General features: G+C 73.2%; 16 protein-coding genes. 3 read left to right on the top strand and 13 right to left on the bottom strand.

Annotated elements, in window-relative coordinates:
- Window positions 1–88: 88 nt before the first annotated feature.
- The 10 genes from bioB to ABGB11_RS35920 form a co-directional block, all read right to left on the bottom strand.
- Window positions 89–1,162 carry a biotin synthase BioB gene (gene bioB, locus ABGB11_RS35965; protein WP_347639957.1) on the bottom strand — a complete coding sequence of 358 codons (1,074 nt, stop codon included), beginning with the start codon at window positions 1,160–1,162 and terminating at the stop codon, window positions 89–91.
- A 94-nt stretch (window positions 1,163–1,256) separates the two neighbouring features.
- Window positions 1,257–1,820: a Uma2 family endonuclease gene (locus tag ABGB11_RS35960; protein WP_347639956.1), complete on the bottom strand. Its 564-nt coding sequence runs from the start codon at window positions 1,818–1,820 to the stop codon at window positions 1,257–1,259.
- Window positions 1,821–1,979: 159 nt separating this feature from the next.
- Window positions 1,980–2,816, bottom strand: a complete 837-nt coding sequence (locus ABGB11_RS35955) for an SAM-dependent methyltransferase (protein ID WP_347639955.1) — start codon at window positions 2,814–2,816, stop codon at window positions 1,980–1,982.
- Between the two features lie 91 nt (window positions 2,817–2,907).
- Window positions 2,908–4,425 carry an AMP-binding protein gene (locus tag ABGB11_RS35950; protein WP_347639954.1) on the bottom strand — a complete coding sequence of 506 codons (1,518 nt, stop codon included), beginning with the start codon at window positions 4,423–4,425 and terminating at the stop codon, window positions 2,908–2,910.
- A gap of 51 nt (window positions 4,426–4,476) precedes the next feature.
- Window positions 4,477–5,280, bottom strand: coding sequence for an SAM-dependent methyltransferase (locus ABGB11_RS35945; RefSeq protein WP_347639953.1), 804 nt, complete (start codon window positions 5,278–5,280; stop codon window positions 4,477–4,479).
- An 88-nt stretch (window positions 5,281–5,368) separates the two neighbouring features.
- Entirely contained in the window at window positions 5,369–6,478 is a 1,110-nt protein-coding gene (locus tag ABGB11_RS35940; RefSeq protein WP_347639952.1) for a TIGR03857 family LLM class F420-dependent oxidoreductase, read from the bottom strand.
- Between the two features lie 10 nt (window positions 6,479–6,488).
- Window positions 6,489–8,630 (bottom strand): hypothetical protein, encoded by a 2,142-nt coding sequence (locus tag ABGB11_RS35935; RefSeq protein WP_347639951.1) that lies wholly within the window; start codon window positions 8,628–8,630, stop codon window positions 6,489–6,491.
- A gap of 96 nt (window positions 8,631–8,726) precedes the next feature.
- Complete coding sequence (locus ABGB11_RS35930; RefSeq protein WP_347639950.1) at window positions 8,727–9,167, bottom strand: YbgA family protein; 441 nt, start codon at window positions 9,165–9,167, stop codon at window positions 8,727–8,729.
- The gene (locus tag ABGB11_RS35925; protein ID WP_347639949.1) at window positions 9,164–9,658 is read right to left on the bottom strand and encodes an RNA polymerase sigma factor; all 495 of its coding nucleotides are present in this window, start codon (window positions 9,656–9,658) and stop codon (window positions 9,164–9,166) included. Before ABGB11_RS35925 ends, ABGB11_RS35930 begins: the two co-directional genes overlap by 4 nt.
- Before the next feature lie 105 nt (window positions 9,659–9,763).
- Window positions 9,764–10,684 carry a MerR family transcriptional regulator gene (locus ABGB11_RS35920; RefSeq protein WP_347639948.1) on the bottom strand — a complete coding sequence of 307 codons (921 nt, stop codon included), beginning with the start codon at window positions 10,682–10,684 and terminating at the stop codon, window positions 9,764–9,766.
- Window positions 10,685–10,828: 144 nt separating this feature from the next.
- Between ABGB11_RS35920 and ABGB11_RS35915 the strand changes: the two genes are divergently transcribed.
- Window positions 10,829–12,121: a deoxyribodipyrimidine photo-lyase gene (locus ABGB11_RS35915; protein ID WP_347639947.1), complete on the top strand. Its 1,293-nt coding sequence runs from the start codon at window positions 10,829–10,831 to the stop codon at window positions 12,119–12,121.
- 21 nt (window positions 12,122–12,142) lie between these two features.
- A complete protein-coding gene (locus tag ABGB11_RS35910) occupies window positions 12,143–13,663 on the top strand; it encodes an SDR family oxidoreductase (RefSeq protein ID WP_347639946.1) in 1,521 nt (506 codons plus the stop codon).
- Here the strand turns inward: ABGB11_RS35910 and ABGB11_RS35905 are convergent.
- A complete protein-coding gene (locus ABGB11_RS35905) occupies window positions 13,660–14,496 on the bottom strand; it encodes an SAM-dependent methyltransferase (RefSeq protein ID WP_347639945.1) in 837 nt (278 codons plus the stop codon). The genes ABGB11_RS35910 and ABGB11_RS35905 overlap by 4 nt on opposite strands.
- 51 nt (window positions 14,497–14,547) lie before the next feature.
- Window positions 14,548–15,732 (bottom strand): cytochrome P450, encoded by a 1,185-nt coding sequence (locus tag ABGB11_RS35900; protein ID WP_347639944.1) that lies wholly within the window; start codon window positions 15,730–15,732, stop codon window positions 14,548–14,550.
- Between the two features lie 38 nt (window positions 15,733–15,770).
- On the opposite strand from ABGB11_RS35900, the gene ABGB11_RS35895 reads away from it, so the two are divergent.
- The gene (locus ABGB11_RS35895; RefSeq protein ID WP_347639943.1) at window positions 15,771–16,211 is read left to right on the top strand and encodes an SRPBCC family protein; all 441 of its coding nucleotides are present in this window, start codon (window positions 15,771–15,773) and stop codon (window positions 16,209–16,211) included.
- Window positions 16,212–16,227: 16 nt separating this feature from the next.
- Here ABGB11_RS35895 and ABGB11_RS35890 read toward each other — a convergent pair whose 3' ends face one another.
- Window positions 16,228–19,770 carry an alpha-N-acetylglucosaminidase TIM-barrel domain-containing protein gene (locus ABGB11_RS35890; protein ID WP_347639942.1) on the bottom strand — a complete coding sequence of 1,181 codons (3,543 nt, stop codon included), beginning with the start codon at window positions 19,768–19,770 and terminating at the stop codon, window positions 16,228–16,230.
- Between the last annotated feature and the right edge of the window lie 45 nt (window positions 19,771–19,815).

Below are 19,815 nucleotides of genomic sequence, written 5' to 3'. Positions count from 1 at the left end.
GCCCATGCTGATCACGCAGCCGAGGCTAGGGACGGCCGCCACTCCTCGCAAGCCGCCGGAACCGGCTCACGAGTCGAGGGGCGATCCGTCACGCGTTGGGAGGCAGGTCGGTTCCGGCGCCGCGGTGGCGCATCGCCACCAGGTCGGCGCGGGCACGTTCGCGGTGTTCGGGGAGCGTGGTCGTGTCCGTTCCCTCCACCTCGAAGCCGGCGTCCGCGATCATGTCCAGGTCGGCCTTGCCCGCTTGGCCTTCGCTCGTCAAATAGTCGCCGAGGAAGATCGAGTTGACGACGTGCAGGGCGAGCGGTTGCAGCGTCCGCAGATGGATCTCCCGCCCTCCGGCGAGACGGACCTCCACGTCCGGGCAGACGAACCGCACCATCGCCAGGATGCGCAGGCACCGCTGCGGGGTCAGGGCCCACTCCCTGGCCATCGGCGTCCCCTCGAACGGGATCAGGAAGTTCACCGGCACCGAGTCCACGTCCAGCTCGCGCAGCGCGGACACTACGTCCACCAGGTCCGCGTCGCTTTCGCCCATTCCCGCGATCAGGCCGGAGCAGGCCGACATGTCTGCCTCCTTGGACTTTTGGACGGTCGCGACGCGGTCGGTGAACTCGTGCGTCGTGCAGATGTCCCCGTACACGGCCTCGGCGGTGTTGAGGTTGTGGTTGTAGGCGTGGGCGCCGGCCTCCCGCAGCCGCGCCGCCTGCCCGTCGGACAGCAGCCCGAGACAGGCGCAGATCTCCACGTTCGCGTTCTGCTCCTTGATCGCCGCGATCGTCTCGGCGACCCGTTCCACGTCCCGGCCGGTCGGGCCACGCCCGCTCGCCACCAGGCACACCCGTTTGGCGCCGCCCGCCACACCCGCCTCGGCGGCCGCGGCCGCCTCATCCGGCTTCAGCCAGGTATAGGTCAGAACGTCTGCCTTCGACCCCAACCGCTGCGAGCAGTACGAGCAATCCTCGGGACACAGCCCCGACTTCAGATTGACCAGATAGTTCAGCTTGACCCGGCGCCCGAACCAGTGCCGGCGTACCTTCCCGGCGGCGGCCACCACGTCGAGCAGGTCGTCATCGCGGGTCGCGAGTACCGCGAGCGCCTCGTCCCGAGTCGGCGGCTCACGCCGCAGCCCCTTGTCGACCAGAGTGTCCAGCAGATCCATGGCGTCGATCCTCGCCCGGTGCGGAGGCCCGAGCCAAGGCACGTACCCCACAAGGCGAACCGGTCAAGATATGTCCATAACGACAGGGCGTCCGTCAGAAGTCGTGGGTGGGAAGCACGCCCTTCAGAGGCTCCGGGATGGAGAGGTCTTCGCCGAGGACGACCGAAGCGATGTGGGTGTAGTCGTCACCGCGCGGCTCGGAGAAGATCGTGGCCTTCCCGTCCAGCCGGTCGATCAGCAGATAGAGCGGGATGTCGGCGGCGGCGTAACCGCGACGTTTGGGGCCGCGATCGCGCTCAGCGCCCTTGCGGTCACCAGCACGGCCGGACGTCACCTCCAGGACCATCGCTACCCCGTCTGGTTTGCTGTGCCACTCGCGTCCCGCGAAGGCGCCCTTGGGAGCGGCGACGCCATCGGGGACGTACTCCCCTTCCGGGCTGATCAACGTCAGGTTCCGGTGCAGCCGCAGCCCATGGGCCTCTCGAACCCAGTCGTCAACGGCTACGACGATGGTCTCGTGCTGTCCGTCTGGGGTCGGAGACACGATGATTTCTCCATCTATGAGCTCAGCGCGGAAGCCCGGCATCACGTCGAGTGCAGCAAACGCTTCGCGCAAGTCGTCACGGACATGTGACGGCTCTTCGGGCATTGCCGTCATCGAAATGCTCCTGCTAGTTCCATCGGCAGTCCCGCTTGCTCTGGAAGGTGGCGATACTCAGAAACCTAACACCAGCTGGGTTCATCTGCGCCGCTCGTGCTGGTCGGCGCCACATGGAGTCGCTCGCGTGCGGCGCTCTGGGGGGTTTGTCGGGGTGGGTCAGGGTTTGAGGGCTACGCCGCCGTAGGCGCCGGCCTGGGAGGGGGCCAGCGCGGCGTCCTTCGGGTTGCCGTCGGGGCGCCATTCGGTGACGGGGACGACGCCCGGGTCGACCAGGTTCCAGCCGGTGAAGAACTCCTCGACCCGGTCGCGGGAGCGGACGGTCAGGTTCACGCCGGACGCGGTGTAGGTGCTCACCACGGCGCGGGACTCCTCCGGGTTCTCCACCAGGTCGGCGGTCGCGTGGGAGAAGATCATCACGCTGCCGGGCGGCAGGACCCCCTTGTAGCGCTCCAGGATCTCGCCCGGCCCGTCCTCGTCGGGGACGAAGTGCAGCAGCGCGACCGTGAGCAGCGCGACGGGTCGCGTGAAGTCGATGAGCTCGACCGTCTCGGGCGCGGACAGGATGCGCTCGTGGTCGCGGAAGTCGGCGTCCAGGTAGGCGGTGCGGCCCTCGGGGGTGCCGGCGAGCAGCGCGCGGGCGTGCGTCAGGACGATCGGGTCGTTGTCGACGTAGACGACGCGCGAGTCGGGGGCGACCGCCTGGGCGACCTCGTGGGTGTTGTCGGAGGCCGGGATCCCGGTGCCGATGTCCAGGTACTGGCGGATGCCGAGGTCGGCGGCGAAGCGCACGGCGCGGCCGAGGAAACGGCGGTTGGCCTGAGCGGCCACGGCGATATCGGGGAAGATTTCGAGCGCCTTCGCGGCCGCTTCCCGGTCGGCCGCGAAATTGTCCTTGCCGCCCAGGTAGAAGTCGTACATGCGCGCCGAATGGGGGACGTCGGTCCGCAGGTCCGAGGACGGTGCGTGATCGCCCTGCCACTCCGACGAAACCATTGGTGACTCCCCAGGGTCCGGCATTTTCTCGTTACGGCTCTCCCGTCGGTAACTTTGATCCTATCCGGGCCCGGGGGTCGTCACGGCTGTTTCAGGAGTCGCGTTCCTTCAGCAGGGCCTTGTGAATTTTGCCGACGGGGGTGAGGGGAACCTCCGCGGTGATGACGAACTGGCGGGGGACCTTGTAGTCGGCCAGCCGGTCCCGGCAGTAGGCGGTCAGTTCGTCCTCGGTGGGCGGACCGTTTTCGGGGCTGGGGACGATGTAGAAGCGCCCCACCTCGCCGAGCACGTCGTCGGGGACGCCGATGCCCGCGGCCATCGCCACCTTGGGATGGGTGGTCAGGACGTTCTCGATCTCGACCGGGTAGACGTTGAAGCCGCCCTGGATGTACATCTCCTTCTTGCGGCCGCGCAGGACCAGGTGGCCGTCCGGTTCCATCTCGACCATGTCGCCGGTGGCCAGCCAGCCGTCCGGGGAGAAGACCTCGGCGGTCTCGGACGGCATGTCCCAGTAGCCCGCGGCGACGCACCCGCCACGGACTTGGAGCTCGCCCGTCCGGCCGGGCGGCAGGACGTCGCCGCCGGGGCCGACGACCCGGGCCTCGAAGTCGCCGATGATCGCGCCGAGGGTCCGGGAGACCGTCTCGGGGTCGTCGTCCATCGGCGACAGCACGCACGCGCCGGAGGACTCCGAGAGGCCGTACAGACCGTAGAGCGGTGCCCCCGGGAAGGCCTGGCGGATGGCGTCGGACAGCGCGGGCTCCACGTTGGAGCCGCCCGCCACGCACATGCGCACGGACGAGACGTCGTGGTCGGCGAAGTCGGGACGGCCGAGCATCAGCACGTACATGGTCGGGACGGCGCCGAGGTACGTCACCCGGTGCCGCTCGATGGCGCGCAGCGCCGCGTCCGGGGAGAACGCCGGGAGCAGGGCGACCGAGCCGCCGCTGACCAGGGCGGTCATGACGGTGCAGGTGATGCCGCCGACATGGTTGAGCGGAAGGTGCCCCAGCAGGACGTCGTCCTCGGTCATCCCGGAGTGGTCGGCCTGCGCGTGCGCGGACGCCAGGATGCTGCGGTGGGTGATGACCGCGCCCTTGGGCCGGCCCGTCGTCCCCGAGGTGTAGAGGATCATGAGCGGGTCGTCGGGACGCACCGCGCCGGCGGCCGAGGCGAGCGCCGCCGGGTCGCCGGAGGACGCCGTCAGCTCGTCGAAGCCGGCGCCGAAGTGCACGGCCGGGATCTTCGCCGACTCGTAGAAGGCGGCGAAGTCGAAGTCGGGCACCGAGTCGAGGCTGATGACCAGCCGGGCACCGCTCTGCCCCAGCATGTAGGACAGCTCCCGCTCGCGGTAGCGGACGTTGAGCGGGACGACGATCGCGCCGATGCGGGCCGCGCCGAAGAAGGCCGCGAGCCACTGCGGGGTGTTCGGGCCCAGCAGTCCGATCCTGTCGCCGCGCGAGATGCCGCGGGCGAGCAGCCCCGCCGCGACCCGTCCGGCCATCGCATCGAACTCGGCGAACGTGATGGTGCCGTCCCCGTCGCGCAGGAACGCCCTGTCCCGTGCCGCGGCGTGCTCAAGCGTCGCTCCGACCGTCTCTGCCCGCATGTCTCCCTCTCTCGTCACGATCGCTGGTCATGGGAGCGGGGTGCACACACCTCAGGGCTTGCGGCCGACGCCGGCGTAGAACCAGATCGGCAGGGCCTCTTCCAGAGTGACCTTGCGGTCGGGACGCCACAGCGGCGCCCACACCAGTCCGGGGTCGACGAGCTCGAAGTCGCCGAACAGGGCCGTCACCTGGTCGCGGTCACGGGGCGTCCCCGGCGCGTTGGTCTTCCTGTACACCTCGACCACCTTGGCGACGATGTCCGGGACCCCGTCGGCGGAGGCGTGGGTGATGGCCATGTGGCTGCCCGGGGCGAGCGCGTCGCGCAGCGCGGCCATGATGCCGGGCGGGTCGTCCTCGTCGCCGATGAAGTGGAGCGTCGCGATCGTCAGCAGCCCGACCGGCTTGGAGAAGTCGAGCAGCCGCGTGATCTCCGGATTCTCCAGGATCTCGCGCGGGCGGCGGATGTCGGCCTGGACCATCCGCGTTCCCGGCGAGTCGGCGAGGATCGCCCGGCCGTGCGCGACGACCTGGCCGTCGTAGTCGGCGTAGGCCACGCGGGCGGCGGGGTTCACCGACTGGGCGATCTGGTGGACGTTCTGCTGGGTGGGCAGCCCGGTGCCGATGTCGAGGAACTGGTCGATGCCCTGCTCGGCCATGTACCGGACGGCGCGGCCCATGAACGCCCGGTTCTCCTTGATCAGGGTGATCAGGGTGGGGTCGGCGGCCTTCGCCTCCTCGGCGCGGAGGCGGTCGGCCTCGTAGTGGTCCTTGCCGCCGAGGTAATAGTCGTACATCCGGGCGATGTTCGGGACGGTCGGGTTGAATCCGCCTGGCCGGAACCCTTCGCCTGCCACCGTGTCTCCTCACCGGCCGCTCATGATCTTCGATCCCACTTTACGGTGCCCGGACCGTCCCTCGAACCGTTCCAAGCGGCCGGGCCGATCACGATCCGGTTCGCGGCGGCCGGCTCGTCCCGGTTGCCCGGCCCGGGTTGGCGGGCAGCCCGTCGAACCGCGCCGGGCGGAGGCGCCGGTAGGCGTCCAGCACGGGGGCGAGTTCGGCCGGCGTTGCTCCGTGCAGGATCACGCTGTCGGCGCCCGCGTCGAACTGGCCGAGCACGCGGGCGGCGCACTTCTCGGGCGTGCCCGTGGCGGACGCGGCGAGCCACTCTCCGGGTAGGAGCTCCGCGACATGCCGCAGCTGCTCGGTGGTGCCGATCGCGTCGAAGGCGCCCGGGTAGCCGGAGACGAGGTCGTCGGCGCGGAACCGGGCCAGCACCGCCGGGTCCCACCCGTTGACCCTGACCAGCAGGTCGCCGTAGCCCTGGAGGTAGGTGGCGAGGCGGCCGACGAGCTTGCGCAGCCGCAGATCCTCGTCCAGGTGGTCGCCGACCGTGGCGAGCACCGACCAGATCCGGACCGACGCCGGGTCTCGCCCGGCCTCGTCCGCGCCGCGCCGGACCGCGGCGACGGCCTTGGCGAGCGTCGCGTCGGTGAAGAAGGTGTGCAGGACGACGCCGTCGGCGACACGCCCGGCGAACTCCAGCGTCCGCTCCCCCATCGCGGTCAGGATGACCGGGACGTCCTCGTCGAACGCAGGATCCTGGCTGAGGTAGGGGAAGGTCCCGGCGGGCCCGTCGTGGCCGGCGACCGCTTCGCCGTGCCACAGGCGGCGCAGGATCCCGATGACGTCCTCGAGCTGCGCGGAGGTCACCCGGGGCAGTCCCATGACGTCGAAGAGGGCGTCGAAACCGCGGCCGAGGCCGAGTGCGAACCGTCCCCCGGACATCCGGTGCATGGTGGTCCCGAAGGTCGCCGTCAGCAGCGGGTGGCGGGTGTTCGGGTTCGTCGCCGCGGTCGCGATCCCGATCCGCTCGCTGACGGCCGCGGCGGCCCCCGACAGCGCGGCCGCCTCCTTGGTGGTGAAGCGCTCGGACAGGAAGACCGCCCCGAGCCCCAGCCGCTCGCCCTCGGCGACCTCGGCGAGGAGGTCACGGGGACTGTCCGCGTGCCCGGCGAGCCCGTAGAAGCCGAGCTCGGGAAGATCGCTCATGAGGCGGACCTTAGTCTGGACAGGTGTCCACATCAAGGGAGGGGGTCGGGGACGGCGTTCGCGCCGGCGCCGTGCCGCCCGCGCGGGCGCAGCTCAGGGCGACGACGGGCAGCAGCGTGACGAGCCCGAAGGTGACGAGCCGGATGCCGTAGTCGTTGACGACGGCGCCGATCACGCATGTGGTCAGCACCGCCGCGAGGGTGGGGCGCAGCGCCGGCCATTCGCGCAGGGCGGCGTGCGACCAGGCGGGGGCGAACCGCTCGGGCCGCGCCACCGCCATGACCAGGAGCGCGAGAACGAGCGCGGTCCCCCACGCCACCGGGCCGCCCGCCAGCGAGCCCAGCGCGTAACCGGCCTTGCGCTCGACGAGCTGCCAGGCCTGCCCGTCGAGCACCTCCTGGACGAAGCGCCCGGCGTGCGTCCGCGACGCCGGCGGGCGCAGCCAGTCGGCCACGCCCACGGCCGCGACCACGGCGACCGCCGCCGACCCGACGGCCGCCAGCCGCACCGGTGTCAGCCGCACCCCGGCGATCGTGAACGCCAGCACCGCGACCCCCGGGATCAGGGCCAGGCCCCCTCCCACGTCGGCGCCCCAGGCGGGCCAGGTGTCGACGGCGACCGCGACGGTTCCGATGGCCGCCACCGCCGCGGTCGCCGCCGGCCGCCGCCCGCGGGCGGTCAGCTCGGCCGCGGCCGCCCCGGCCAGCACCAGCGCGGCGACGGAGAAGACGGCGAAGGTGGAGTTGCCGAACCCGTAGTACCGGCCGCCGTACAGCGCGGACGGGCCGAACGGGCTCGCGCGGTGCAGCAGGGTGCCGGTGGCCGCGTCCACGACCAGCACGCTGAAGGTCAGCAGGCTGACCGCCAGTGGCGCGTGCCAGAGCGGGCGCGCGGGCAGCAGCGCGACCGGCACGACCGCCACCGCGACGGTGACGGCCAAGGCGCCCCACAGCGTGACGTCCGGGAACGGGCTGTGCCACCACCGCGTCAGCGACACCAGGTACATCGAGACCGGGATCACCGAGAGGACGAGGGTCGCGCCGGCGAAGGCCCGCCTTCCTCTCCCCGACGATCGGCGCCGCACGATCGCGGCGGCGAACAGCACGAGCTGCGATCCCGCCACGATGACCAGGAGCAGCCCCGCCCAGCGGCGCAGCGTCTGGTCGGTCGTGGTCACGGCGCCCAGCTCGTGCACGGTCTTCGTCGCGTTGGTGGGACGCGTCCGGCCGAGGGAGATCGGCGCTCCGCTGAACTCCGCGGGCTCGGGCGCGCCCGCCGCGTCCACCAGGGTGCTCGGGACGTCCAGCAGCCGCACCACCCCGCCCCAGCGGGTCGAGGTGACCGTCAGCAGCGCGGGATCGGGCCGGGACGTCGTCACCGGGCCGCGGACCATGCTCACCGCGAGGTGGGGCGTCCCGCCCGGCGGCTCGGTGACGCCCTGGACCAGCACCGTGACCTCGCCGCCGAGGCGCCGCAGGACCTCGCCCGCGAACGCGTCGATCCTCGCCAGCGAGGCGAGCCGCCCGGATCCCGACTCCACGACCTGGCCGCCGTCGATCACCGTGACCGGGCAGCGGAGCGCGGCGTCGTCGACGGTGGCGCGGTAGCGCGCGACCGTTCCGTCCGGGCGCGCGAGGGCGATCGCGGCACCGGGGCCGACGGCGGTCTCGCACCCCTCGTGCTCCGCCAGCGCCCGGCCGAGCACCCCGGGGAGCGGTGAGAACTCCGACCGGCGCTGGGCGTCGACGAGCCGGTCCCACCGCGTCACCCGCGCCCCGCGGCCGGTGTCCCGCACCGCCGGGAGCGGGACGCACTCCCCCGCGCCGGTGCGCGGGCCCACGGCGGCCTGCCCCGCCGACAGCGAGAGCCAGCCGTCGGACGCGCACGCGGACCCGCCGGTGGTGCGCACGGTCGCCGCGCCTGCCGCCGTGCCGCCGGTGAGCAGCCGCCACAGGTGCGGCGTCTGGTCGGCGCGGATGTCCCCCCACGCCAGCCCGGCGACACCGATGACCACCACCGGCGCGCGGACCGGCCGGGCGTCCGCCCCCGAGCGGCCCATGATCTGCACCGCCGCCGATCCGATGACCAGGCAGACGAGCACGGCCGCCCACCCCACCGGGATCGCGCCGCGCCTCCCCGCCCCATCGATCATGTAAGCCAGGGTCCAGCGATACGCCCCGGCAGGCAACCGGATGCCCCGGACCGGGACCGGCTCAGGCGTCCAGCCCGGCCCCGGCGCGGGTACCCCCTAGCCCCACAGGTAGGTCTGTTGCGCCAGGTAGTCGAGATGTTCGCGGTCGGCATCCCTGCGGAGCAGGGCGAGCGGAACGCTGAGGGGCACCTGCCCCTGCCGGTAGCGTTCGATGGCGTTCAGGACGTCATGCCGGCGCGTGTCGTCGAGCCGGCCGCTCAGCAGCCCGAAGGCGTGCTGGAGGGCGTTGGTGTGACGGCCCCGGGTCGGGCGGACGGCCAGCGCCGCGTCGAACGTGCGGCGGTAGGCGGCCTCCACCTCGCCGCGGGGCCGGGTGCCCGCCTGCGCGACGATCCGCCCCAGCTCCCGGTAGGCGGACGGCTCGTGGGCGAGCACCTGCAGCTTGTGGCGGCTGTGGAAGTCGACGAGGTCGCGCGGGCGCCAGCCGGACTCGAAGAACGCGCGGAGCCGGGCGGTGGCGGCGGTCTCCGGGGTCACAGCAGCTCCCTCATCCGGTGGAGCCCGCGGGCCGTGCGGGCCTTGACGGTCCCGAGCGGGACGGACAGCCGGTCGGCGATCTCGCGCTGCGTGAGCTGCCCGAAGTGGGCCAGCACAATCGCCTGCCGCTGCAGGGCGGGCAGGGCGGCCAGCGCCTTCCGGACGTCGCACGCGGCGTCCACCGCGGCGGTGGCGTCGGGCTCGCCCACGTCCTCCAGCGGCACCCACCGGCGGTGGTGGCGCGCCTCGGCGCGCAGCTGGTCGATGGCACGCTTGCGGGCGATGGCCAGCACCCAGGGCTCCAGCTCGCGAGCGGGGTCGAACCGGCGGCGCGATCTCCAGAGCTCCAGGAAGACGAGCTGGACCACGTCGTCGACGGCATGTCCCGGAACCAGCCGCAGGACGTGCCGCCGGACCAGCGGAGCGAGCGTGGTGTAGCACTCGTCCAGGGCCGTCTCGTCGCCCTGCGCGAGTCGCGTTCCCAGTGTCATGCCCTCGCCCCTGCCCGGGGAAATCGCGTCAAAACTTATTCATAGTTGATATTCCGGACAGAAGCCACCTCGGTACCGCAAAGAGGGCGGAAACGTTCGCGCAGGTCAGGACGGGTCGAACGCGGACCTGATCTCGGCCACGGCCGCGGGAAGGCGCGTCACCGGGCGGACACCGGGCGGGAGGCGGTCCCGCGCCCAGCCCGGGCCGCCCGCCAGCAGGCGGGCCGCGGGGCGGGAGCCGGGCAGCCCGTCCAGCCAGCCGGGATCGCCGGTCGCGGCCGTCTGCGACCACACGAGTACCGCACCCGGCCCGGTGCGCCGGATCGCGGCGGCCAGCGCGCGCTCCGGCACCCGCGCCCCCAGCAGGCGCACGCCGACGCCCTCCTGGGCGAGCGCGGCGGCCAGCGCGTGCACCGGCAGGCTGTGCTGCTCCTCCGGGGCGCACGCCAGCACCACGGGACGGACGTTGAGCGGCTCCGCGGGCGCAGGCACCTCCGCCAGGCAGGTGAGCAACACGGTCGAGAGCAGGTGCTCGACCTCGACGCAGTCGCCGGTGGCCTCGTGCTTGCGCCCGATCCCGGTCAGCACCGGGACGATCAGGCCGTCCCAGGCCCCCGCGACCGCGTCCCGGGCGATCGCCGCCCGGACGAGCCGGGTCATCGCCGGGACGTCCAGCGCCATCGCCGCCCGCGCGAGGCCCCGGGCCTCGGCGGTGTCCGCGCCGGCGGGCACCTCGCCGAGCGGCACCCGGCGGCCGCCGGCGCCGTGCGCATGCGGCCGGAGCGGCGCGCCGGGCGGGCCGTCCAGCGCGGCCCGCGCCGCCTCCCCCGGCGGCGCGCCCGCGAGGATGAGCCGCTGCATCGCCTCCAGCCGCGCCAGATCGGCGACCGTGTAGCGGCGGTGGCCTCCCGCGCTGCGCCCGCTCGGGCCGATCCCGTACCTGCGGTCCCAGGTGCGCAGGGTGGCGGCGGCCACGCCCAGGCGCCGCGCCACCGCGCCCACGCCGAGTCCCGCCGCCGGTTCCATCGAGCCACCCCGCGTTCCGGTCTCCCGTGTCGCTCCGACCGCACAGCGTACGGTCCACCAGGCCTTCGCCGGAACCGCTCCCGCCGGTTGCACCGCGGCGCCGGGCGCGCAACCGGTCCGGGGCGTCCGTCCGAAGACCCTGTGATGGACACCTCGATCATGCTGTTCACCCGGGACCTCAGGGTCCGCGACAACCCCGCCCTGGCCGCGGCGTGCCGGGCCCGCCGGGTCGTTCCGCTCTTCGTCTTCGACGACGGGATCCTCGGCGGGAGGTTCGCCCCGCCCAACCGCGTCCGGTTCTTCCTGGAGAGCCTCGCCGACCTGCGGGAATCGCTCCGGGAACTGGGCGGCGACCTGGTGCTGCGGCGCGGCGACCCGGTGGCGGAGGTCGCGCGCCTGGCCAGGGACGCCGGAGCGGACGCGCTGTTCCTGGCCGACGAGCGGTCCGCATACGCGGAGCGGCGCCTCGCCCGCCTCCGCGAACTCGGCCTGGAGGTCTCCGCGTGCCCCGGCATCACGGTCGTCCCGCCCGGGGACCTCACCCCCGCGAGCGGCGATCACTACCGGGTGTTCACGCCGTACTGGCGTGCCTGGGAGGCGGCCCGCACGCGTCCGCTCGCCGACGCGCCCGAGGCGATCGACCTGCCGCCCGGCCTGGATCCCGGCCCGCTGCCCGATCCGGCCGACCTGGCCGCCGGCTCACCGTCGCCCTGCCTGGCGCCCGGCGGTGAGCGGGCGGGGCGCGCCCGCATGGAGGCATGGCTGCGCGAGGACGCCGGTTCCTACGGGCACGTCCACGACGACCTCGCCGCCGACCGCACGTCCCGGCTCAGCCCGTACATCAAGTTCGGCTGCGTCTCGCCGCGGGAACTGGCGCGGGCCGGCCCCGACGGGTTCCGGCGCCAGCTCGCCTGGCGCGACTTCCACCACCAGGTCGCCGCCGCGTTCCCCGCGCTCGCCAGGGACGACTACCGGCCGCGTGAAGGCCGCTGGAACCGGGACGAGGACGCCCTGGCCGCCTGGCGCGACGGCAGGACCGGCGTCCCGATCGTCGACGCGGGCATGCGGCAGCTCGCCCGCGAGGGCTACATGCACAACCGCGCCCGCCTCATCACGGCGTCGTTCCTGACCCGCGACCTCGGCATCGACTGGCGGCAGGGCCTGCGCCACTTCAACGACCTGCTCCTCGACGGCGACATCGCCGACAACGCCGGGAACTGGCAGTGGGTGGCGGGAACCGGCAACAGCACCAGGCCCGACCGCGTCATGGACCCGCTCCGGCAGGCGTCCCGCTTCGACCCGGGCGGCGACTACGTCCGCCGTTACGTGCCGGAGCTCGCCGGCGTCGAGGGCCCCCGCGTCCACCGCCCCTGGAGGCTGGCGGACGACCGGAGGCGCGCTCTGGACTACCCGTCCCCCGTCATCGCCCTGAAGTGATCGTCCGACCGGAGGAGGCTCATGGACACCAGCGGCACGCACGGGCGGCTGTGCCTGGTCACCGGGGCCAGCGGCTACATCGGAGGCCGGCTGGTGCCCGAACTGCTGGACGCCGGCCACAGGGTGCGGTGCATGGCCCGCTCCGCCCGGCGGCTGCGCGACCACCCCTGGGCGGACCGGGTGGAGATCGCGGAGGCCGACGCCACCGATCCCGCCGCGACCCGCCGCGCTTTGGAGGGCGTGGACGTCGCCTACTACCTCATCCACGCCATCGGCGGGCAAGGGGGCTTCGCCGAGAACGACCGCCGCGCGGCCCGCACGTTCGCCGGCGCCGCGCGGGAGGCCGGCGTCGGCCGGCTCGTCTACCTCGGCGGCATGGATCCCGAGGAGGAGCTGTCGCCGCACCTGCGGTCCCGCGCCGAGGTCGGCGAGATCATGCTCGCCTCCGGGGTGCCCGCGGCATGGCTGCGCGCGGCCGTGATCATCGGTTCGGGGTCGGCCTCGTTCGAGATGCTGCGCTACCTGACCGAGCGTTTGCCGGTGATGGTCACTCCGCGGTGGGTGCACACGCACATCCAGCCGATCGCGATCCGGGACGTCCTGCATTACCTGGTGGGGGCCGCGAACCTGCCCGCGGAGGTGAACCGCGGCTTCGACATCGGCGGCCCGGACGTCCTCACCTACACCGACATGATGCGCCGCTACGCCGCCGTGGCAGGGCTCAGGCGCCGGATCATCCTGCCGGTCCCCGTGCTGAGCCCGCGGCTGTCGAGCCTGTGGGTGGGGGCGATCACCCCCGTCCCCGGCGTGCTGGCGCGCCCGCTGGTGGAGTCGCTGCGCAACGAGGTGGTCTGCCGCGAGAACGACATCGCCGAGTACATCCCCTCGCCGCCCGGCGGGCCGGTCGGCTTCGACCGGTCGGTGGCCCTGGCGCTGCGCCGCATCCGGGAGGCCGGCGTCGCCACCCGCTGGTCGTCGGCCGCCACCCCGGGCACCCCAAGCGACCCGCTGCCCACCGACCCGAACTGGGCCGGCGGCAGCCTCTACACCGATGAGCGGACGTGCCTCACGCACGCCCCGCCGGACCGCCTGTGGGAGGTCGTGGAGGGCATCGGCGGCGACCGCGGCTGGTACTCCTTCCCGCTCGCCTGGCGCGTCCGGGGCCTCATCGACCGGCTCATCGGCGGCGTCGGCCTGCGCCGCGGCCGCCGGGACCCGCGGCGGCTGCGCGTCGGCGAGACGGTGGACTTCTGGCGCGTCGAGGAGATCGAGCCGGGCGGACTGCTGCGCCTGCGCGCCGAGATGCGGCTTCCGGGGCTGGCCTGGCTGGAACTGGCCGTCCGCCGCAGCGGCGGGCGCACCGTCCTCGGCCAGCGGGCCCTGTTCCACCCGCGGGGGCTGGCCGGGCACGCCTACTGGTGGGCGTCCCGCCCCTTCCACCACCGCGTGTTCAAGGGCATGTGCCAGGGCATCGTCCGCGCCGCCGAGCAGGGCGCCGCATCGGACGCGGACCGCTCCGCGCCCGCCGGGCAGCGCCGCTAGGCGGAGCGGGAGACGATCGCGACGCCGGCGAAGTGCGGCACCTCCGGCACCGGCCACGGGGACGGGTCGGGACGCCACCGCGAGCACGACACGACGCCGGGCTCCAGCAGGCGCGCCCGGTCGAACAGCTCCGCGATCTGCTCGGGCGACCGGGCCCGGATGGGCGTGCCGCCGCGGTCCATCACCTCGCGCACGGCGCGGCGCATCGCCTCGCCGTCCAGCTCGTCGGTGGTGGCGTCGCAGGTGTGGGAGATGACGAGGTAGCTGCCGTCCGCGAGCTCCTTCAGCAGGTCGGCGACCAGGCGCCTGGCCTCCTCGTCGTCCACCACGTGGTTGAGCACGCCCAGCATCATCAGCGCGACCGGGCGGTCGAAGTCCAGGGTGCGGGCGGCCCCGGCGAGGACCGCCGCCGTGTCGCGGATGTCGGCCTGGATGTAGTCGCAGACCCCCTCCGGAGTGCTGGTCAGCAGGGCGCGGGCGTGGCTGAGCACCAGGGGGTCGTTGTCGACGTACACGATCCGGGATTCCGGCGCGGCGCGCTGCGCGACCTCGTGGGTGTTGTCGACGGTCGGCAGCCCGGTCCCGAGGTCCAGGAACTGCCGGATGCCCTGGGAGGACACGAACCGGACCGCGCGGCCGAGGAACGCCCGGTCGTTCTGCGCCGACTTCGCGATCACCGGCAGGACCCGCAGCACGGCCTCGCCGGCCTCGCGGTCCACCGGGTAGTTGTCCTTGCCGCCGAGCCAGAAGTCCCAGACGCGCGCCGAGTGCGGCACGGTGGTGTCGATCGCCGGCTCCGGTCCGGACTCGCCGGGCATGAACTCCTCGGACATGGCCCCCACCTCCTTGTCTCGATGATTACAGAAGAACCGCGGGTAGCGCGGTCAAACCCGCACGGGAAGCGAGACCAGGCCGCGGACGATCGAGCCGGTGCGGTGGTGGCGGAGATCGGCGGGCGGTACGGCGAGCGCGAGCCCGGGGAAGCGGTCCAGCAGCCCGCCGATGGCGATCCGGCCCTCCAGGCGGGCCAGCGGGGCGCCGAGGCAGAAGTGGATGCCGTGACCGAACGCGACATGGCGCTTGGGGGCGCGGGTGACGTCCAGCCGGTCGGGCGACTCGAACACCGCGGGGTCGCGGTCGGCGGCGCCGAGGGAGACGTGCACCCAGGCGCCCTTGGGGATCGGGGTCCCGGCGATCTCCATGTCCTCCAGGGCGATGCGCTGGCTCCCCCACTCCAGCGGCCCGTCGAACCGGAGCAGCTCCTCGACCGCGGACGGCAGCAGCTCGGGCCGCCTCCGCAGCAGGTCGAGCTGGTCGGGCGCCTGGAGCAGGGCCAGCACGCCGTTGCCGATGAGGTTGACCGTGGTCTCGTGGCCGGCGATGAGCAGCAGCCCGATGCTGTTGATCATCTCGGGCTCGGTGAGGGCGGCGTCCCCGTCGCGCGCCGCGATCAGGGCGCTGACCAGGTCGTCCTCGGGGCGGGACCGCCGCTCGGCGATCACCTCGCGGAGATGGCCGGTGAACGCCCGGGCCGCCTCGCGCCGGCGCGCGCGGGCCTCGTCGGTCAGCGCCGGCACCGTCAGCACGGCCGTCCACTCGCGGAACCGGGCCCGTTCGGACGCCGGCACGCCGAGCATCTCGCAGATGACCTGGATCGGCAGCGGGACCGCGAGATCCTCGATCAGATCCGCCTCGCCGCGCGCCGCGATGCCGTCCAGCAGCTCGCCCGCGATCTCCTCGACGCGCGGGCGCAGCCGCTCGACGCGCCGCGCGGTGAACGCCTTGGCGACCAGCCCGCGCATCCGGGTGTGGTCGGGCGGGTCCATGGCGAGCATCGTCCCGCCGAAGAACATCTCGCCGTTCACGGGAACGGCACTGCGGGCACTGTCCTTGGAAAGGCGCGGGTCGTTCAGGGCCGCGCGGCCATGCTCGTGGTCGACCACCAGGAACGCGGTGGCCCCGGGAGGGAAGTCGATCGGATGGACCGGGCCCGACTCCCTCAACTCGGCGTAGACCGCGTACGGGTCCTCACTGAACGTCCGGCTGAACAGCAGTCGCTGCGGGAGCATCGGACCACCCTACCCACGGCGATGAAAGGATGATCCGTATGGCACAAGTCGTGGTCACCACAGAGCGAACGCTGAACGTCGGCCCGGACCAGATGCTCGCCGCACTCGGCGACTACACCGGCGTCCGATCCCGGATCCTGACCGAGCACTTCAGCGAGTACGAGGTACGCGAGGGCGGTCAGGGCGAGGGCACGGTGGTGCACTGGAAGCTGGCCGCCACGAGCAAGCGGGTGCGCGACTGCCTCTTCACCGTGAGCGCGCCCGGCAAGGATCAGCTGGTCGAGCGCGACGCCAACTCCTCCATGGTCACCACATGGACGGTCTTCCCCTCCGGCGACACCTCCCGCGTCCAGGTCACGACCACCTGGGACGGAGCGGGCGGCATCGGAGGGTTCTTCGAGAGGACCTTCGCCCCCAAGGGCCTGCGGCGCATCTACGACGCGCAACTGGAGAAGCTGGAGGCAGAACTGGGCACCTGACCGGCGCTCGGCCGCCTCACCCGGCCGGAGTGCCGTAGACGCTGACCTCGGTGAGGTGGAAGGTGAGGTTGGCGGTGTTGCCCAGGCCGACCACCCGGATGTAGCGGGCTCTGGCCTCGGTGTTCACGGTGTCGCCCGCGTCGGCGGCCGGACGGGGCCCGTTGCGGCCGCCGATGGTGAACCACCGGGTACCGTCGAGGCTGCCTTCCAGCCGGTAGGTGTAGTAGCGGGTGCCGTCGACGTAGTTGCGGACGTTGACGCGCGACACGTCGTTGACGGCGCCGAGGTCGACCCGCCACCAGTTCTCGCCGTAGGTCATCCGGCCGCCCCAGTACGGCGAGTTGGCGCGGTTGCCGTCGTTGGCGGCCTCCGGCGGCCGTCCGGGCTCGGAGGAGAGCGCCGTCACCGGCTTGCGGAGGCTCTGCAGCGGATCGCCGGACCCGTCGCGCGACGTGTCGGGCGCCGCGGCGATGCCGCCGCCGAAGAGGGCGATCGCCTCCTGGCCGGTGTCGCGGTCGACCGCGCTGGTGAACAGGCCGACGTCCTGCGCTCCGGCCGCGCCCGGGACCGTCCCCGAACCGACCACGGCCCAGTTCTCGCCGTCGGAACTGCACGATCCGGTCATCCGTCCGCCGTCCCTGCGCAGCCGCACGTGGACGGCGCCCGCGGTGAACCCGCCGACCTCGGTGACGTGATCGAGCCGGCCGTCACCGTCGCCGTCGTAGGTGAAGACGCACCCGTGCTCCGGCGTGACGGCGATGGTGGCGTACCCGGCCGAGCCGGTCCTGGCCAGGTCGTCGCTCGCCACCAGCCCGGCCCGGGTCCAAGGGGACGAGCCGTCCAGCCTGGTCACCTTCGTGGACACCGCGGCCCCCGGGGCCAGCCCGCCGTCCTTGTAGACCGTCGCGAACTCGTTGGTGCCGCCCCACATGTCCCTGCCGCCCGCGGCGATGCCGATCGTGTCGCCCGCCCGCGCGAACTCCGCCTCGGTGGACGCGGCGGTCCTGTAGGGCTCATCGAACGTGCTCCCGCCGACCATGAGGAGGGAGTGCGCGCTCGCCTGGCCGGACGCGCCCACATCGGTGCGCCAGGAGGCCGCGGCGCGAAGGTCCGGCAGCGTGCCCGCCTTGGCGCTGGACGGCGCCGTGACGGTCCAGGTCGCGGTTCCCGTCTTCCCCGGGCCGACGTCGCCGCCTCCGGTCGACTGCGGCACGACCTCGTATCCGCGCGGCGCGTCCAGCCGGAAGCGCACCCCGCGGGCCGCGCTGAGCGCCGACTCGTTGGTGAAGGTCGCGGTCACCCGGACGGTGCCGCCCGGTTTGATCCCCTTCCTGTCGGTGGCGAGGGCCAGCGCCCCCGCCGGCTCCTCCGCCACCCGCTCCCCCAGCCGGTGCGCGTCGCCGCGCGGCTCGGCCGCGTAGCGGGTGCCCGCGTGCGCCCACTTCTCGGCGACGGCGCGCCAGTCGATCCGCCGCGGCTCCTCGCCCGTCTTCAGCGACCGTCCCAGCTCGTCGAAGAACATCCGCCATCGCTCGGCGTAGTAGCCCCCGACCAGGCCGTTGAACTCGCGGCGCGCGTAGTCCTGGAGCCCGGGGCTGTCGCTCTCCCACAGCGTGACCAGCGACTTGAGGTTGTAGTCCAGCGTCGCGGCCTCCGTGCGGTTCGCCGCCTGCCGGGCCGCCTCCCGCTGCCACGTGCCGAGGAGGAAATGGGGGTCGGTGCCGAGGACCTCGTCCATGAGGCGGATCTCGTCCATCCACCGGCGGGTGAGCTGGGCGAAGGCGTCGCGGTCGCCGTCCCGGTAGGCGGCGCGGATCTTCGGCAGGAGCAGCCTGCTCCGGTTCGCCAGCACCTGGCGGGAGACGTCGACCAGGTCGTAGCGGTACGCGCCGGAGCGCCGCAGCCGCCGGTCGACCTGGAGCAGCTCGCCCAGGGCCTTCTCGAATACGGCGGGGTCGTACTGGAGGGGCGTGCCGGTGTTGGCGAGGTTCGGCTCATCGTCGAACAGGCCCGTCACGTGCCGGGTGTCCTTGCCCGCCGGCCAGGCGTAGGCCGTCCTGCCGATGATGCGCCAGGCCGCCAGGGCGTGCGGGTCGGCGGCGCCGTAGCGGGCGGTGGCGTACCGGTCGAACCACGCGTCCATGTCGGCCGGCCCGTCCCGCCACGGCATGTCGGCGAAGAACGCCACCGCCGCCGGGTTGTTGTCGATGGCCTCGGGCATCAGCGCGATGCCGTCCATCGCGGTGCCCGGGTTGGCACGCCACGCGTGGAACTTCTCGTTCCAGACGGTGAGGCCCGCGCCGAAGTTCTGGTGGCCGCCGAAGTTCCAGATGGTGCCGAAGGCGTACGGCGTGCCGAGGAAGTCCTTCTCCCGGTCGGTGATGTTCGGCTGCTCGGTGATGCCGTCCACGATGAACATCCGCGAGCGGTCCACCGCCTGGAGCGTCTCCTTGCGGGGGTTGTTCTGCCAGCCGAGGATCACCCAGGTCGCGCCCGGGTGCGCGGCGTCGAGGGCGTCCTGCACGGCCCTGGACGCCTCGGGCACCGGCACGGACCCGGCACGGCCGCCCTCGTGCAGCAGGTCCATCTTGTACATCGTGCTCGGCCCGTACAGCTCGGTCTGCGCCTCGTAGAAGGCGGCCGCGACCTTGCCGAACTCCGGCCCGGTCGGGTCGAGCCAGTCCGGACGCTCCAGACCGTTCCAGGTGCCCTGCGGGACGGTGTTGGCCCCGGGGTTGCGGGTCTCGAAATCGGTCGGGACGGTGCCGTAGTAGCCGGGCAGCACCGGCGTCATGCCCAGCTCGCGCAGCCGGTCGACCATGCGCCGGGCCAGCGCGGCGCGCCGGTCGATCAGCTGCTGGGAGATCGGCCCGTCGGTGCAGCACATGTTCTGCAGCAGCCACCACGCCTGGTGGCCCGGCTGCGGGATCCACGCGCGCATCTCCGCCGCGCTGTAGCCGAACTGCTGGAAGGTCCGCTGGTAGACGGCGTCCTGCCCCTCGTACACCAGCACCTCGTTGATGCCGAGGAGCGCGAGCGCGTCGATGCGGCGCTCCCACTCCTCCCAGCTCAGGTAGGCGCCCGCGTACCCCTCGTTGGTGTCGTTGAGCGCGAACCGGTGGGCGACCGACGCGTCCGCCTCGATCGGCGCGGCGGGAAGCGGCAGCCGCGCGGGCAGGTCGAGCTGCGTCCCGCCGATCGCGACGTCGGCGTGCGCGACCTCGCGCAGGTACCGCCCGAACCCGGTGAGCTGGACGGCCGGCGAGGTACCCGCGATCACCAGCCGCCCGCCCTCGGCGGAGACCCGGAAGCGGTCGCCGCCGGCGCCCTTGCCGATCGTGCGGAGCGTGACCTGGGCGGCCTTGCGCTTGCCGAGGATCCGCTGGAGCGCGCGGGCGGCAGGCCCGCTCCCCTTCTCAGGAGCGGCCACCGGGGCGGCGGGGGGCCTTTCGGCCGCCGCCGGCACGGCCGCGGCGAGCGGCGCCGCCAGCAGCACCGCGATCGCGATGATGACCGGCCGGAAGCGGCCGCCCTGTCCCCGTCGTCCGCCCACCGGCATGCCGGACACCTCCACCGAGGTTCGTTAGGCCCGTTAAGAAGAAGG

It is taken from the genome of Actinomadura sp. B10D3, from assembly GCF_039871695.1.
Lineage (GTDB): Bacteria > Actinomycetota > Actinomycetes > Streptosporangiales > Streptosporangiaceae > Spirillospora > Spirillospora madurae.
The sequence above is the reverse complement of the archived record's forward strand: the minus strand, read 5'-3'. Positions and strand labels throughout refer to the sequence as shown.

What these genes read in the sequence shown, in the direction of transcription:
- ABGB11_RS35955 (WP_347639955.1), bottom strand. Translation starts at nt 2,816, where the DNA reads ATGGTTTCGTCGGAGTGGCAGGGCGATCACGCACCGTCCTCGGACCTG.
- ABGB11_RS35895 (WP_347639943.1), top strand. Translation starts at nt 15,771, where the DNA reads ATGGCACAAGTCGTGGTCACCACAGAGCGAACGCTGAACGTCGGCCCG.
- ABGB11_RS35920 (WP_347639948.1), bottom strand. Translation starts at nt 10,684, where the DNA reads ATGGAACCGGCGGCGGGACTCGGCGTGGGCGCGGTGGCGCGGCGCCTG.
- ABGB11_RS35900 (WP_347639944.1), bottom strand. Translation starts at nt 15,732, where the DNA reads ATGCTCCCGCAGCGACTGCTGTTCAGCCGGACGTTCAGTGAGGACCCG.
- bioB (WP_347639957.1), bottom strand. Translation starts at nt 1,162, where the DNA reads ATGGATCTGCTGGACACTCTGGTCGACAAGGGGCTGCGGCGTGAGCCG.
- ABGB11_RS35890 (WP_347639942.1), bottom strand. Translation starts at nt 19,770, where the DNA reads ATGCCGGTGGGCGGACGACGGGGACAGGGCGGCCGCTTCCGGCCGGTC.
- ABGB11_RS35960 (WP_347639956.1), bottom strand. Translation starts at nt 1,820, where the DNA reads ATGACGGCAATGCCCGAAGAGCCGTCACATGTCCGTGACGACTTGCGC.
- ABGB11_RS35950 (WP_347639954.1), bottom strand. Translation starts at nt 4,425, where the DNA reads ATGCGGGCAGAGACGGTCGGAGCGACGCTTGAGCACGCCGCGGCACGG.
- ABGB11_RS35915 (WP_347639947.1), top strand. Translation starts at nt 10,829, where the DNA reads ATGGACACCTCGATCATGCTGTTCACCCGGGACCTCAGGGTCCGCGAC.
- ABGB11_RS35925 (WP_347639949.1), bottom strand. Translation starts at nt 9,658, where the DNA reads ATGACACTGGGAACGCGACTCGCGCAGGGCGACGAGACGGCCCTGGAC.
- ABGB11_RS35940 (WP_347639952.1), bottom strand. Translation starts at nt 6,478, where the DNA reads ATGAGCGATCTTCCCGAGCTCGGCTTCTACGGGCTCGCCGGGCACGCG.
- ABGB11_RS35910 (WP_347639946.1), top strand. Translation starts at nt 12,143, where the DNA reads ATGGACACCAGCGGCACGCACGGGCGGCTGTGCCTGGTCACCGGGGCC.
- ABGB11_RS35905 (WP_347639945.1), bottom strand. Translation starts at nt 14,496, where the DNA reads ATGTCCGAGGAGTTCATGCCCGGCGAGTCCGGACCGGAGCCGGCGATC.
- ABGB11_RS35935 (WP_347639951.1), bottom strand. Translation starts at nt 8,630, where the DNA reads ATGATCGATGGGGCGGGGAGGCGCGGCGCGATCCCGGTGGGGTGGGCG.